The sequence below is a fragment of the Vibrio sp. 10N.247.311.14 genome (assembly GCF_041467715.1).
Lineage (GTDB): Bacteria > Pseudomonadota > Gammaproteobacteria > Enterobacterales > Vibrionaceae > Vibrio > Vibrio crassostreae_C.
The window spans coordinates 47,937-61,139 of record NZ_JBFSVE010000011.1; the positions used below are offsets into that span (position 1 = coordinate 47,937).

Sequence of the window (13,203 nt, forward strand, 5' to 3'; positions counted from 1 at the left end):
GCATTTTATTACTAAGTTTTATATTAGTTCTTAGAACAGATAACAATAATAATTCGACTTAGTTTTGTGAGGTTATAGATTATGTACAAAACTCACAGTCAGCCAGTAATGACCTCGGCTCAGGAAGTAATTAACCAAAAATGCGTGATGTTGGTTGATGATGATCCTATTTTTCGCCGTATAACCAGCGCGTACCTAGACAAGGTCGGTTATAAAGTGGTTGAGGCTGAAAATGGACTGGACGCTTTGCAGAAACTTAGAGACTCAGCGCCAGATTTAATTGTGTGTGACTTATCAATGCCAATACTTGATGGCATAGAGCTTGTGGAAGAGCTCAGTTTAGAGTACCCGTCACTGCCTATGATCGTTGTGTCTGGCACTGATGATATGTCTGACGTGGCGAAAGCCTTGCGATTTGGTATTAAAGACTTCTTGGCGAAGCCGTTAGAGGATCACCGTCACCTAGGAAGTGCGATTGCGAATACATTGACAGATTCGTTCGATAACATTTCAGACCAACGAGATTTTTCGAGCCAATGGTTCTGTGTGGATGATGGGGGAGAGATCCCTGAAGACCAAGAACTGCATTGGCACCTGAATTACCTTCAAGATAACCCAAGCGCAGCAAAAGACTTACTGCATGCGCTGCTTCCAGAGAAAGATACGCGACAAGGCTCATGGCGTTGCAGTTACCGGTTACTGCAATCAACAGAGATGATGCCACTTGTGTTTGACTATGCGTGGATGATGAACGGGCAGTTTGCTTTTTACCTCGTTGATTCATCGTCGTCTGATAATGGCGGCTCCGCGACAACATTGTTAGTGAGAGCGCTGTTCCACGATTACATAAGAAACAGAAAAGATTTTAATGTTGATCTCAAAGATATTGCTGAAATCTTAGAGAAGGGGATTCGTTGCTCTAAATGCTCCACCCCAGTGAATGCCTTGTTTGGTGTTGCTGACCTTGCCGAGGGAACCATCTCCATTTTGCCTGCGGGTCTAGACGGGCAATGGTCGAATGGTGAATTGAATCAATATATTGCAGCAGGTGAGCGCTTGGGTGAGAACTGCAAGAAGAACTTTATTACGCGGGACCTTCCGATCGAACAGGGCTGCCAACTGTCGTTGAGCCTACTTGGAGCGGCAAGTTTTAGTTTAGACATACACCAAGGGTCTACTGATTAACCCTATATTTCCTCGGTTTTTGTGAATAATTGATTAAGGTATAGTTGCGCAAATGGTGTGGCTATGCCTTTTTTGTTAAATGTCGATTTAGCAAAGCGGGTTTGGTTCGCCGGATACTTACCTTCACTAACAAAAACAAGAAGCAATCATGGCAGATAACAAAGACTTTCAAGACCCGTTTAATGTATTCTACTTTTTAGGATTTTTAGCCGCATTTTTAATGATTCCATTGCTACCAGCAACACTTACGTTGATCCGTGTATTCAATGGTTACGCAACATTCTAGTTAAGCTGTCGTCGCCGATTGGTGATAGCTAACTCAAGGAGGCCACAATTAGCGTTCGAGTTTTAAGCCTCAATATTGCTGGTGGCCTTTGTATATTTCTCGCAGTTCTAGGGATAGTTTTGCCCGTTCTGCCAACCACTCCTTTTCTCCTTCTTGCCAGCGCATGCTTCATGCGAAGCAATCCGAAAGTTCATAAATGGATGCATGAGCACAAAACGCTGGGTCCTTTGCTGAACAATTGGTATCAACACGGTGCCGTCACCAAACAAGTTAAAACGCGTGGCGTATTCTTTATCTTGTTGAGTTTTGCGTTATCCATCTACTTTGCCCCTATCATTTGGGTCAAGGCTTTCCTAATTTGTGTACTTGTTATTCTTCTCACATGGTTTATGCGACTTCCAACCCATGAGTTGGTTGCTGACAGCAAAGAAAATCACTACCATTAAGCCAGTGTGCCTGCTTGTATAGCGGGCGTTTATTATTTCAGCAATCAGAGTTATGACTCTCGTTGCAATGAATACCAATCGTACCTTTCCTTAATTCCGAGCGTTGATGTTTGATTCGTTAACGAGAGTTTGGAAAGCGGCCTAATGAAGTGCATAAGATTATGAACACAGAAAAAATCTCTCTGATCAAAGCAAGCATCAAAAGCATTCCTGATTACCCTAAAGCGGGTATTTTGTTCCGTGACGTAACAAGCTTGATGGAAGATCCAGTAGCTTACAAAGCGACTATCGACCTGCTAGCGGCAACATACAAGGACATGGGCTTTACTAAGATCGTTGGTACTGAAGCTCGTGGTTTCCTATTTGGTGCGCCTTTGGCACTTGAGCTAGGTGTTGGCTTCATTCCTGTTCGTAAGCCGGGCAAGCTGCCTCGTCAAACTGTGGCACAATCTTATGAGCTTGAGTACGGCACCGACACTCTAGAAATCCATACTGATGCTATCGTTGAAGGCGATAAAGTGTTGATGGTTGATGATTTGCTAGCAACGGGCGGTACGATTGAAGCAACAACAAAGTTGATTCGTCAGCTTGGTGGTGTGGTAGAACACGCTGCATTTGTTATTAACCTTCCAGAAATCGGTGGTGACAAGCGCTTACAAGGCTTAGGTCTAGAAGTGTTTAGCATCTGCGAATTCGACGGTCATTAATCCTTTTCGGAATTATTCATGAGCTATCTTGCGTTAGCGCGAAAATGGCGACCAACCAAATTCAAAGAAGTGGTTGGTCAAGCCCATGTTTTAACAGCATTAGAGAATGCCCTTAGCCAGAATAGGTTGCACCACGCATACCTGTTCAGCGGTACACGAGGTGTTGGTAAAACAACCATCGGTCGTTTGTTTGCTAAGGGACTCAACTGTGAAACAGGCATTACCTCAACACCTTGTGGTGAATGTGCAACCTGTAAAGAAATCGATGAAGGTCGCTTTGTTGACCTGCTCGAGATCGATGCGGCATCACGAACTAAGGTAGAAGATACCCGCGAGCTTCTGGACAATGTTCAGTACAAGCCTGCACGTGGTCGCTTCAAGGTTTACCTAATCGATGAAGTCCACATGCTTTCTAGGCACAGCTTTAATGCGCTTCTAAAGACCTTAGAAGAGCCGCCTGAGTATGTGAAATTCTTGCTCGCAACAACGGATCCACAGAAGCTTCCAGTGACTATCTTGTCGCGTTGTTTGCAGTTCCACCTTAAGCCGATCAGCGTTGATAATATTCACGAGCAGCTCGATCATATTCTTGAACAAGAAGATGTGACGTCTGAGTCTCGTGCGCTTGGAATGATTGCTCATGCTGCTGATGGCAGTATGCGTGATGCACTAAGCCTTACAGACCAAGCTATCGCATTAGGTAACGGCAATGTCGTAACAGATACTGTTGCTCACATGCTAGGAACACTGGATACCGACCAAGCTATCCACTTGCTTGAAGCGATTAGCAGTAAGCAGCCACAGCAAGCGACGGCGTGTATCCAAAGCCTTGCTGAGAACGGTGTCGAGTGGGATGGTTTGCTGAATCAGCTTGCGACTCAACTGCATCGTCTTGCGATGTTCCAAGCTTTGCCATCTACACTAGATAAGGCACAGCCTGACGCTGAGAAGCTTGAACTACTGAGCAAAGCGCTTAGCCCACAAGACATTCAACTCTACTACCAGATCGTGTTGAAAGGTCGTGAAGACTTACCATTGTCGCCAACCGCTCGCGTTGGTATTGAGATGGTGGTTTTACGCATGTTGGCATTTAGACCAGCTGAACAAGCGGTTGCTACGGCAATCTCGACTCAGTCGGCAAGCCCAGCGCCAGTTCCAGCAGCTCAAGCTCAGAACGTTGCTCAGTCAGTGAGTCAACCTGCGCCAATGGCAGCTCCGAGACAGCCTAAGATGCAACAACAGGCGCCTCAACAGCAAGCTATGCAGCAGCCACCCGTGCAGCAGAATCCAGCACAGTATTCAGATTCGCAAGGTTACGCTGAACATTCAGGCAACCAAGGTTATCCTGAGCAGGATTACCCGCATAGCCAGTATGACGCGCCTCCTGCTTATGATGAGCGTCCAAGCTACGGTGCAGAGCAGCCTCAGCAGCAACAAACGAATTATCAAAACCAGAGCCCGGTTCAACAGCCAAGCGTTGCACCTTCTGCTCCGCAAGAGCAGCCGGCGCGTGCAACTTCGCCTGTGAGTGGTTTACGCCACCAATTACGTTCTCAACGTAGAGGCAGCGCGGCAACAGAAAACAAAGGCTCGGCGCCAAAAAAGGCTAAAGCGACACCAGCTAAAACTTCAGTTCTTGATCGAGTTGCTCAGCAACACGGTGGTTCTGAGCGGGTGTCGCCAGCTTCTTTATCATCCTCTTCGACAGAAAATGTGACCAACGATAATGAACCTTATCGCTGGAAACCGTCTAAACCTGTAGTGAAAGAGGTGAGCAAAGAGCTTACACCTACTCAGATCAAGCGTGCGTTGGAGCATATTAAGACACCAGAAATGGTCGATAAATTGCTTCAAGAGTCGATTGCTCAAGATGAATGGTCAGCCACGATTCAAAAGCTAGAGACAGCCAAGCTTGTTGAACAGTTAGCATTGAACTCAGTGTTTGCTAAAAACGACACATCAATCACTTTAACGTTAAGAGCGAGCCAAGCTCATTTGAATACCGACCGTGCGCAGAGTGAGCTATTGCAGTCTCTCAATACTGTGCTTGGAGAAGAGTGTCATTTGAGTGTTGAAATCGGTGATGGTGGAGAAACGCCGCTAGAATTACGAGAACGACTGTATCAAGGTAAGTTGAAAGACGCGTTTACCGCTTTAGAAAACGATGCCAACGTACAGTTCATTGAAAGACGTTTTGCCGCTGAACTCGACAGAGACAGCGTTCGTCCTATCTAGAACGTTTTCTTGTTTAGTGACCGGCATATCATCCCAGATAAGCAAATCTGAGAACTGAACATCGAGGGGTTGAATCACACTGTTTTAACCCCCATTTAAGCTCGTATAGCTTAATTAATTTTTAATAAACCAATTAGACCAGAGAGTATTAACATGTTTGGTAAAGGCGGTATGGGCAACATGATGAAGCAAGCCCAGCAAATGCAAGAGCGCATGCAAAAGCTTCAAGAAGAAATCGCAAATATGGAAGTTACAGGTGAGTCAGGTGCTGGCCTTGTAAAAGTAACGATCACTGGTAGCCACAGCGTTCGCCGTGTTGATATCGATGAAAGCCTAATGGAAGACGATAAAGAGATGCTTGAAGATCTTATCGCTGCTGCTTTCAACGATGCGGCTCGTCGCGTTGAAGAAACTCAAAAAGAGAAAATGGCTAGCGTAACTGGCGGAATGCAACTTCCACCAGGTATGAAGATGCCTTTCTAAGAAACTATTTCTAAAGGTTTATTCAGGCTGCGGTTTATCTTGAGTAAATCGTTACTTGAAAATTAGAACGGTTAAATATGCGTACCAGTCATATGCTGGAGCATTTGATGGAGGCCTTACGTTGTCTACCTGGGGTTGGTCCCAAGTCGGCGCAGCGTATGGCCTTTCATTTGTTACAGCGCGATAGAAAAGGCGGCCTACAGTTGGCTGAAGCTCTTAGCCAAGCAATGACCGAAATTGGTCACTGTAATGAGTGCCGTACTTTTACTGAAGAAGATACTTGCCACATTTGTACCAATCCTAAACGTCAGGAAAATGGTCAAATCTGTGTAGTAGAGAGCCCAGCAGACATTGCAGCAATAGAAGCGACAGGACAATATTCAGGCCGTTACTTTGTATTGATGGGCCACCTTTCACCACTTGATGGTATTGGTCCAAGTGACATCGGTCTCGATGTTTTGGACTACCGCCTGCGTCGTGGTGATATCTCTGAAGTAATCCTAGCGACTAACCCAACAGTTGAAGGGGAAGCGACAGCGCACTACATTGCTGAGCTATGTAATGCCCATGAAGTGAACGCTAGCCGTATCGCTCATGGTGTTCCCGTTGGTGGTGAGCTAGAGCTGGTGGATGGCACCACGCTTTCGCACTCCTTACTCGGTCGTCATAAGATCTAAAAAAGCCGCTTGGTGAAGCATCACTAAGCGGCTTTTTCTTTTATTGCTTTAGACGTTTTTCAGCGCTTAATCTGAACCTCTTACCGCTTTGTATATCATCGCGCCAATCACGGCACCAATAATCGGTGCAACCCAGAATAGCCACAATTGCGAAACGGCCCAATCACCGACAAATACAGCCACGCCGGTACTTCGAGCAGGGTTCACAGAGGTGTTGGTTACAGGAATACTGATAAGGTGAATCAAGGTCAAACAGAGACCAATCGCGATAGGTGCAAATCCAGCCGGTGCTTTCGAATCAGTCGCGCCCATAATCACGAATAGGAAAACCATGGTCATGACTACTTCACAAACGAGAGCCGCAGTGAGCGAGTAACCGCCCGGTGAGTGTTCACCATAACCATTGGAAGCAAAGCCAGAGGCAGCTGCATCAAAGCCAGCTTGGCCTGAAGCAATCACAAATAGCACGCCGCCCGCGATAATACCGCCAATCACTTGGGCAATAATATAAGGCGCAACATCCTTGCCATCAAAGCGACCACCACTCCATAGACCGATGGTGACAGCAGGGTTGAGGTGGCAACCGGATATATGACCAATAGCGAAAGCCATAGTGAGTACGGTTAAACCAAAGGCAAGGGAAACTCCGAGTAGACCAATTCCCACATCAGGGAAAGCCGCGGCTAAGACGGCACTACCACAACCGCCTAACACCAACCAAAACGTACCGAACATTTCTGCGATATACTTATTCATAACTATCCTTATTAATCTTTACCAGTATCAATAAGATAGTTTAGATTTCGCAGAAGTGTGAAATCTTGTGTATATAGTTGAAAGAAAGAACAGAGAATCTTATGTAATCACTTCGAACTCGCACTAAAGATCGTTAAGGTCAGTCGTATTCTATCGCTATTTTAGCAAGTAAGAGTGACCTGATAATTAGCCGTATTTGTGTCAGTATTCTTTTTATTTAAACTACGATGAGTTGATAAAAATTAAGTAAGTTCTACTTCTACCAACACCCCAAAGTGATCTGATACAACCGGATAAAAATCGTGATTAAAAATCACCTTATGCTGCTTTACCACTACAGGCTGATTACTAAGTACTAAATCAATGCGTAACGCTTGGCTATTTTGCTCCCAACCATCAATGTTTTTAATGACAGTGGTTCCATCATCTTTGATTTCAGCAACTTCATAACAATCCATCAAACCGCGTTGTAATACGTAATCATAGCCTTCATTACGTATATGGCTTGGGTTGTTGAAATCGCCTAATAGAAAGCTCAACTCTGTTGGTAAAGTTGCCTTGATTCGGTCGAACTGATCCTCAAATGAGTTCTCTGAGTCATTCCACCAGCCACAATGACAATTATAAAGATTAAAATCACCCTGTTGAGAGGTCACTTTAATACGCACTGCTCGCCGATGTTTCCAAAAGCTCACATCATAGTTATCACTTAAATCAATGACCTCATGTTCGACAATCGGTAGTCGCGTTAAAAATGAGAGCCCCTCTTGATATACTTCATAACTTTGATGAACGAAATCCCACGTAAGTTGGTAGTGATGACCGTATTCCATGAGTTTTTTCTGTAATAAATAACCATAGTTATTCGCCAACACAGTGTGATTGGTTAATATATTGGCATCAACGGCCGGGCTATCTTGATGTTGATTCACTTCCTGTAATGCAACCACATCGCACCCTTGCTCGATAATGGCTTGCGCGACCACATCTAACTTTTCTAGCTGTTTTTCTTCTTGCCAACTGTGGGTATTTAGTGTCATTAACTTCATTATTATTCACTTATTTATTCTAGTGAGATAAAACGCAGCGCACGGCTGCGTTTCTCGAGGTTATTTGATCTAAAAAGAATTACGCAGGTTGTGCTGAATATTTCTCTATTAACTTAGATTTAATAACATCCACCCCAGGGCCATAAATAACTTGTACACCCTGTTCTTTAATCACAGCACCAAGAGCCCCTGTCGGCTTCCATGACGCATATTCAGCAACCAACTTTGGATCATTAACTGTAATACGCAAGCGAGTCATACAAGCATCAATCTCAGCAATATTGGCACGGCCACCTAAATTCTGAATAATAATGTTCATCTTCTCATCTTCTGACATCGATTCTGAGCTTTCATCCAGGTAGTTACCCATACGACCCGGTGTTGGTAACTTCAATTTCACGATTAGGAAGCGGAACAATCCATAGTTAACCACAAAGAAAACAATAGAAACTAATGCAAAGCGAACCAGATCACCACCGATGCCCGCTGAAACCATCATAGGTATACGAGTGAGTAACTCAATCAAACCAAAGGCATGTACACGTAGGTCCATCACATCGACCAACGCAAATGCAACTCCTGTTAACACAGCATGTGCAACATACAAAACGGGAGCGATAAACATAAACATGAATTCAATAGGCTCAGTCACACCGGTTAATAACACAGCAAGACAGGCAGATAAGAACATTGGCTTATATTGTGCGCGCTTATCACTATCAACACAGTGATACATCGCAAGTCCAATACCAATCAATGAAGAGGCTGCGATAATAACTTGGCCTGCTTTAAAGCGTGCTGGGTGCACCGTATCTAACAGGTGTTGGTAAGTTGTCGGATCGCTTAATTTAAGATTATTTAAATCGCTGACCCAAGCAAGCCATAATGGATCTTGACCATAAACACTTGAGCCCGCATTCATCCCAGTCAAAAGCTCATAAGTACCACCCAACTCGGTGTAATTCATTGGAATAGTTAAAGTGTGGTGTAAACCAAATGGCAGTAATAAACGCTCTAACGTACCATACAAGAAAGGAGCAGTGATCGGCGCAGTGTCTTTAGAGGTAGCAATCCATTGACCAAAATCATTAAGCGTACCTTGAATTAAAGGCCATATTACAGATAAACCAAACGCAATAATCAGCGAATAGAAAATAACAACAAAAGGTACAAAACGCTTACCGTTGAAAAATGCTAATGCCTGAGGTAAGCGAGCGAAGTCATGATAGCGGTTAAATAAGTTGGCACCTAAATAGCCAGACATAATACCGATAAACACACCCATATTTAGGGCAGGAGCACCCAAAATATTCGTGAAGAATTGAGAGACAGGTAACTCAGAACCAAATAGGCTCATCACAACCGCTTCTGGGTCACTGAGCATAGCGTTATCCACGCCCAATATAACCCCAGTGATACGGTTGATTAAGATGAAGGCAATTAGCGCGGCAAATGCGCCACCTGCACGCTCTTTTGCCCACGAGCCACCAATCGCGACCGCAAATAATAGGTGAAGGTTAACAATGATCCCCCAACCTATGTTTTCCATTATAGCGCCTAGTGTTTCAATGGCACCAAACCCACCCGCATACATTGCGACCACTTTACCTAGTGATATCATGATACCAGCGGCAGGCATCACCGCGATAACAACGATAAGGGACTTCCCAAATCGTTGCCAAAAATCAAACGATAGTAACTTACTCATAAATAGTTCCTTGATTTAAATACAGGCTAACGTTATCAGCGCCTAGCCATAAATATAATTTAGTGCTTTCTTGCAAATATATACGCGGCATAAGCGGGGGCTATTTGCGTTGTTATAAAATCTGAGCGAACGTGTTCATTGTTAATATTCTGATTATCAAGCATTAACTCGCCTAATTGGGTGCAGTCGATATCAACAACGCTCTCTTGTGGACTTAAATTGGTAATAATGGTCCATGTCATATCTTGAGCAACACGTTGATAAACATAGATATTAGGATCGTTAGCTAGCAGTAATTGATAACGGCCAACCACTAAGCTTTCATGTGACTTACGCAAAGCAATCAACTGCTTATAGAAACCTAAGATCGAATTTGGATCTTGCTGTTGTTGCTCAACATTGATATCTGCATACTGTTGATTCACCGAGAACCAAGGTTGCACCTCAGAAAAACCGGCAAAATCCTGGTCATTCCATTGCATTGGCAAGCGACTGTGGTCGCGGGATACTTGATTTAACAAGGCTAAGATATCGGCATCGCTCTGACCTTGTTGCGATAGCTTTTGAATTAAATTTCTCGCAGACACATCGTTAAATTCGTCAAGAGAAGTAAACTGATGATTTACCATACCAATCTCTTGGCCCTGATAAATAAATGGAGTTCCTTTCATCAAGAAATAACAACTCGCTAACGCGGTAGCACTGGCATACCTAGAGTTAGGATCGGCAAAAGTATCAATACTACGAGCTTGATCGTGGTTTTCTAAATAAAGCGCATTCCAGCCTTTACCTTCTAAGGCATCTTGCCAACGCGATAAAATGCGTTTGAATGCCACGAGATCGAAATTCTCGTTGCTTTGTTCTTCCGACCATAGCTTCATGTGTTCAAACTGAAAAATCATGTTAAAAACACCACCTTGATCGTGCTCGGTCGCTTCAGCAACCCAAGGCAATGCGTTGTCGGCCGTCACCCCATTGGCCTCACCAACGGTCACGATATCAAAAGGCGAAAACGCCTGCTCTTTTAACTCATACAGATGTTTTTCAATCCCTGCCACATTCATATGATAATCGAATGAAGAGACATAGTTTTCACCCTTTGGATTGGGTAAAGAGGGTAAACCAGCTTGTTTTTGAATATGGCTAATTGCATCGACACGGAAACCATCAATACCTCGTTCCAACCACCAATGAATCATTTTAAATAGTGCTTGTTTAACTTCAGGGTTTTCCCAATTAAGATCTGGCTGTTTTTTAGAAAATAGGTGCAAATAATATTGTGCAGTTTTGTCATCATATTCCCATGCACTACCATGAAAAATACTTTCCCAGTTATTTGGTTCGCAAGTCGGCTTTTCAGCTGTAGGCTCACAACCATCACGCCAAATATACCAATCACGCTTAGGGCTATCTTTGTTATCTCGCGATTCGATGAACCATGGATGCTCATCGCTAGTGTGGTTTATCACTAAATCCATAATAATGCGAATGCCACGTTCATGAGCAGCAGTGATTAATTTATCCACATCCTCAAGGGTTCCAAAGTCAGGATGAATCGCTTGATAGTCACTGATATCGTAACCGTTATCATCATTCGGTGATGCGTAGAATGGGCAGATCCATATTAAATCAATGCCCAAATCAGCAAGATAATCTAGCTTAGCAATGATCCCATTGATGTCACCAATACCGTCCTGGTTTGTATCATAAAAACTACGGGGATAAATTTGGTAGGCAGTTGCTTTCTTCCACCACGCGAGTGGTTTTGAGTGTAGATTATTAGCGAGTGTCATCGGTTATACTATGTGTGTTATCGTTAACACATAGTGTTAAATGGAACCTATTTGGACTCAATACAATTTCAGAGAAACTGTGAACTTTCTCTCATTCTTATGTCGAATGTGCCTTCAACGGAACTGAAATCGCGCTTGAGCAATTTTTTGACAGCTTGGTAGCCCACTTGATAGTAGTTAAAAGCGACAGTAGTCAGGCTTGGGACTAACAAATCGCTGTAGTCATAGTCACCCATGCCTACAATCCATAAGTTATGACCAATCTTGAGTTGCTGTTCTTTGGCGCGACGATATAAACGAATAGCAATATTATCGGTGGCACAAAAGTAGACATGATTAGGCTGTAATTGAATTGCTTGGTAGCCGGCTTTGTCCTCCGAGTTGGCTAGAGCTTGTAGTGAAAAATTCAACTCAGGGACGGTGTCAGTAATGGTGGCTTGCATCAACTTAGTACGGCTAGAAAGCATACGCTCATCATAAATATAATGTACGGCTGCCAGCGGTGCCTGCTGTTGTTTTAACTGAGTGATGGTTTGGGAAACGAGTGCTTTAATTGCAGCATGGTCGGGGTAATATAAACAGCAATGGTGGGGGGTGTTTTTACCAATAAATAACACATTGTCTAAGGTTTGATAAAACGTCTCTTCGACACTGTGCTTTGAAGCAATAATAATAGTGCCCAATGCATTTAAGCCATTAAACTCTCTCACAGCTTGGCATTCTGACTCATGGTTAAACCCTGAGGCATGAAAAAGCATTCGTACTTGTGATTCATTGGCAGCCGCCAGTGCCCCTTTGATTACTAAACTGGTTGTATATGACTCAATGCGAGGAGCAACGAAACCAATAATATTAGATTGGCTACGAATGGAACGAGCAAATATATTAGGGGTATAATGATTTTCTTTGACGATAGCATCAATTTTAAGGCGATTTTCAGCCGAGACATAACCGTCATTAAAGTAACGTGACACGGTCATTGTTGAAATTCCAAGCTGTCTTGAAATCTCCGCCATGGTCATTTTTTTACTCATCACATTTTCCTTCCATAATGTATTATTGCCATATTATCCAATATATTGGCTGACAACAAAGTAAATAAAAACGCTACCTGATGATATACACATAGTACTTCAAGTTTATAAGATATTGTCCACTTCTTGACCTGAACTGAATACCCGTAGTTACGGCCTTGCTCGCTCAGGTCTTCAGTGCAACGACTGCTAATTTAAAAATGGGCAGGAGATATCACCGACGTAGCTACAAACAAATATTGGCTATAATTAGTTGCCATTATTGACCTTTATTCAAGGCAAGTTATTGGTTGGTTTATGGGTACGAGAATAAAGGCCTCATTGATCTGTGATGTCTTATCGATGGCTTTATTTCGCCGAGAGTTTCCTGAAACGGTTATTACTCATAGCGAGGTAGTCAGTATTGTTTGAAAGACTATTGAGGCCTCATAAGCACCTATAACCTAAAGCAAAGTATGAGTAGGAAAAGAAATTGCTGGGATATAGAAAAGGGCTAATACGCTTAGGTAATAGCTTCTAACTCGATCAGGTTATCAAGGGCTTCTTGGTCGGTTTTACCACAAATGACAGGGCAAGCTTTGAATTGGTGACATACCTTCGGGCGTGAAGGTTGACCAAATAATTTGCAGAGATCTTGCTCATTTAATTGGATGCAGCGTACCCCAGCAGGCTTACCATTAGGCATTCCAGGAATAGCAGATGTAATACTTGGAGCGATACAGCATGCTCCACAACCTAGGCGACATTCCATCAAATTAAACTCACTAAATAACAGGGTGCGCGATAGTAGCAAAAAATGATGAGAGTGACAGCTGTTGATTGAATCAAAGAATGAACAATTATT

Annotated in this window: 13 protein-coding genes and 1 pseudogene; 8 read left to right on the forward strand and 6 right to left on the reverse strand. The window is 43.4% G+C overall.

Annotated elements, in window-relative coordinates; translation table 11 throughout:
• Positions 1 to 81: 81 nt before the first annotated feature.
• The 7 genes from AB6F11_RS05935 (at position 82) to recR (ending at position 6,019) form a co-directional block, all read left to right on the forward strand.
• Positions 82 to 1,185 carry a response regulator gene (locus AB6F11_RS05935; RefSeq protein ID WP_102332530.1) on the forward strand — a complete coding sequence of 368 codons (1,104 nt, stop codon included), beginning with the start codon at positions 82 to 84 and terminating at the stop codon, positions 1,183 to 1,185.
• 148 nt (positions 1,186 to 1,333) lie between these two features.
• Positions 1,334 to 1,471, forward strand: coding sequence for a hypothetical protein (locus AB6F11_RS05940; protein WP_017067606.1), 138 nt, complete (start codon positions 1,334 to 1,336; stop codon positions 1,469 to 1,471).
• Positions 1,472 to 1,545: 74 nt separating this feature from the next.
• Entirely contained in the window at positions 1,546 to 1,917 is a 372-nt protein-coding gene (locus tag AB6F11_RS05945) for a YbaN family protein (RefSeq protein ID WP_029225617.1), read from the forward strand.
• A gap of 161 nt (positions 1,918 to 2,078) precedes the next feature.
• On the forward strand, positions 2,079 to 2,624 hold the full coding sequence (gene apt, locus AB6F11_RS05950) for an adenine phosphoribosyltransferase (protein WP_102393275.1): 546 nt from the start codon (positions 2,079 to 2,081) through the stop codon (positions 2,622 to 2,624).
• 18 nt (positions 2,625 to 2,642) lie between these two features.
• Positions 2,643 to 4,859, forward strand: a complete 2,217-nt coding sequence (gene dnaX, locus AB6F11_RS05955; protein ID WP_102393276.1) for a DNA polymerase III subunit gamma/tau — start codon at positions 2,643 to 2,645, stop codon at positions 4,857 to 4,859.
• A 153-nt stretch (positions 4,860 to 5,012) separates the two neighbouring features.
• On the forward strand, positions 5,013 to 5,342 hold the full coding sequence (locus tag AB6F11_RS05960) for a YbaB/EbfC family nucleoid-associated protein (protein ID WP_017062338.1): 330 nt from the start codon (positions 5,013 to 5,015) through the stop codon (positions 5,340 to 5,342).
• Between the two features lie 77 nt (positions 5,343 to 5,419).
• Positions 5,420 to 6,019: a recombination mediator RecR gene (recR, locus tag AB6F11_RS05965; protein ID WP_019823189.1), complete on the forward strand. Its 600-nt coding sequence runs from the start codon at positions 5,420 to 5,422 to the stop codon at positions 6,017 to 6,019.
• A 66-nt stretch (positions 6,020 to 6,085) separates the two neighbouring features.
• Here recR and aqpZ read toward each other — a convergent pair whose 3' ends face one another.
• The 5 genes from aqpZ to AB6F11_RS05990 all read right to left on the reverse strand — a co-directional run bounded on the left by aqpZ (position 6,086) and on the right by AB6F11_RS05990 (position 12,359).
• Positions 6,086 to 6,775: an aquaporin Z gene (gene aqpZ / locus AB6F11_RS05970; protein ID WP_017070317.1), complete on the reverse strand. Its 690-nt coding sequence runs from the start codon at positions 6,773 to 6,775 to the stop codon at positions 6,086 to 6,088.
• Between the two features lie 242 nt (positions 6,776 to 7,017).
• Positions 7,018 to 7,824 (reverse strand): endonuclease/exonuclease/phosphatase family protein, encoded by an 807-nt coding sequence (locus AB6F11_RS05975; RefSeq protein WP_019823193.1) that lies wholly within the window; start codon positions 7,822 to 7,824, stop codon positions 7,018 to 7,020.
• Between the two features lie 79 nt (positions 7,825 to 7,903).
• Complete coding sequence (locus AB6F11_RS05980) at positions 7,904 to 9,532, reverse strand: PTS transporter subunit IIBC (protein ID WP_102393277.1); 1,629 nt, start codon at positions 9,530 to 9,532, stop codon at positions 7,904 to 7,906.
• Between the two features lie 59 nt (positions 9,533 to 9,591).
• Positions 9,592 to 11,325 (reverse strand): alpha-glucosidase, encoded by a 1,734-nt coding sequence (locus AB6F11_RS05985; RefSeq protein ID WP_102320046.1) that lies wholly within the window; start codon positions 11,323 to 11,325, stop codon positions 9,592 to 9,594.
• Between the two features lie 68 nt (positions 11,326 to 11,393).
• On the reverse strand, positions 11,394 to 12,359 hold the full coding sequence (locus AB6F11_RS05990; protein WP_017070321.1) for a LacI family DNA-binding transcriptional regulator: 966 nt from the start codon (positions 12,357 to 12,359) through the stop codon (positions 11,394 to 11,396).
• A 140-nt stretch (positions 12,360 to 12,499) separates the two neighbouring features.
• Here AB6F11_RS05990 and AB6F11_RS05995 point away from each other — a divergent pair.
• A pseudogene (locus tag AB6F11_RS05995) lies at positions 12,500 to 12,841 on the forward strand (DDE-type integrase/transposase/recombinase); the annotation flags it as partial.
• A gap of 20 nt (positions 12,842 to 12,861) precedes the next feature.
• Here AB6F11_RS05995 and AB6F11_RS06000 read toward each other — a convergent pair.
• On the reverse strand, positions 12,862 to 13,110 hold the full coding sequence (locus tag AB6F11_RS06000) for a YkgJ family cysteine cluster protein (RefSeq protein WP_017059389.1): 249 nt from the start codon (positions 13,108 to 13,110) through the stop codon (positions 12,862 to 12,864).
• Between the last annotated feature and the right edge of the window lie 93 nt (positions 13,111 to 13,203).

What these genes read in the sequence shown, in the direction of transcription:
- AB6F11_RS05935 (WP_102332530.1), top strand. Translation starts at nt 82, where the DNA reads ATGTACAAAACTCACAGTCAGCCAGTAATGACCTCGGCTCAGGAAGTA.
- AB6F11_RS05940 (WP_017067606.1), top strand. Translation starts at nt 1,334, where the DNA reads ATGGCAGATAACAAAGACTTTCAAGACCCGTTTAATGTATTCTACTTT.
- apt (WP_102393275.1), top strand. Translation starts at nt 2,079, where the DNA reads ATGAACACAGAAAAAATCTCTCTGATCAAAGCAAGCATCAAAAGCATT.
- dnaX (WP_102393276.1), top strand. Translation starts at nt 2,643, where the DNA reads ATGAGCTATCTTGCGTTAGCGCGAAAATGGCGACCAACCAAATTCAAA.
- AB6F11_RS05960 (WP_017062338.1), top strand. Translation starts at nt 5,013, where the DNA reads ATGTTTGGTAAAGGCGGTATGGGCAACATGATGAAGCAAGCCCAGCAA.
- recR (WP_019823189.1), top strand. Translation starts at nt 5,420, where the DNA reads ATGCGTACCAGTCATATGCTGGAGCATTTGATGGAGGCCTTACGTTGT.
- aqpZ (WP_017070317.1), bottom strand. Translation starts at nt 6,775, where the DNA reads ATGAATAAGTATATCGCAGAAATGTTCGGTACGTTTTGGTTGGTGTTA.
- AB6F11_RS05975 (WP_019823193.1), bottom strand. Translation starts at nt 7,824, where the DNA reads ATGAAGTTAATGACACTAAATACCCACAGTTGGCAAGAAGAAAAACAG.
- AB6F11_RS05980 (WP_102393277.1), bottom strand. Translation starts at nt 9,532, where the DNA reads ATGAGTAAGTTACTATCGTTTGATTTTTGGCAACGATTTGGGAAGTCC.
- AB6F11_RS05985 (WP_102320046.1), bottom strand. Translation starts at nt 11,325, where the DNA reads ATGACACTCGCTAATAATCTACACTCAAAACCACTCGCGTGGTGGAAG.
- AB6F11_RS05990 (WP_017070321.1), bottom strand. Translation starts at nt 12,359, where the DNA reads ATGAGTAAAAAAATGACCATGGCGGAGATTTCAAGACAGCTTGGAATT.
- AB6F11_RS06000 (WP_017059389.1), bottom strand. Translation starts at nt 13,110, where the DNA reads ATGGAATGTCGCCTAGGTTGTGGAGCATGCTGTATCGCTCCAAGTATT.